At 58.9% G+C, this 818-nt stretch carries 1 pseudogene; it reads right to left on the bottom strand.

Going from position 1 to position 818, the window contains the following annotated elements:
• Positions 1-305: 305 nt before the first annotated feature.
• Positions 306-818: pseudogene (locus AYO52_RS17465) on the bottom strand (pyridine nucleotide-disulfide oxidoreductase); the annotation flags it as partial.

Genomic DNA, 818 nt, shown 5'->3' with positions numbered 1-818 from the left:
GCGCCTTGTTCAGCAGTCTCCTAGGCCGGGCGAGTAGGCGAATCGTCGCGCGAACGTTCCTCGCGGCCCCTGCAACGAAAACTCGCCCCTCGTGAGGGCCGCGGAGCCTGTCTGTCAGGACTGGACAGAAGCCTTGAGCGAAGTCTCGTTTGACGATCCTCTACTGCGACGCACCTAGGCACGGGCCGATCAACGCTCCACCTCTGTCAGTGCATCGCGCAAATGTGTCGCACCAGTGAATCGCGAGAAGCGCGAGCTGAATCCCATAATCTCTTCGGCCGCGAGTGCACCAACCACCGGCTCGGCTATGCGCGGCCCTTGAGGATGAGGTTCCAATACATAGTGGGCAGCCCGTAGCGCTTGAGGTACCACATGTCTCGACGCTCACGCGTGGTGTCGATAATCGGAATACTGGGGACCGGTTCCATGGTGTAGTCGAACTCTGCTAGAAGCATCTTGTTTCGTGCAGTGGTGAGTGGACATGAGGAGTAGCCCCCGTATTGTTCAGCAACCGGGAAGCCTTTCATGGCAGCGAGAAGGTTCTTAGCCACCACCGGGGCCTGCTTGCGGATCGCGGCGCCAGTCTTGGAGTTTGGGGAAGACCCGGCGTCCCCCAAAGCAAAGACATTGGGGTAACGCGTGTGCTGAAGCGTGTTCATATCGACTTCAACGTACCCGCCGGGATCCTCAGGATCGGCGAGCTTCGTGGCTTTGAGCCAATCTGGCGCCGACTGGGGAGGCACCATATGTAGCATCGTGTAGTGGAGATCCTCTTGGGTCTCAGCAGAATTATGGCTCTCCTGACATATCCGTGGGTC

It is taken from the genome of Dietzia sp. 111N12-1, from assembly GCF_001658045.1.
Classification (GTDB): Bacteria; Actinomycetota; Actinomycetes; order Mycobacteriales; family Mycobacteriaceae; genus Dietzia; species Dietzia kunjamensis.
The sequence above is the reverse complement of the archived record's forward strand: the minus strand, read 5'-3'. Positions and strand labels throughout refer to the sequence as shown.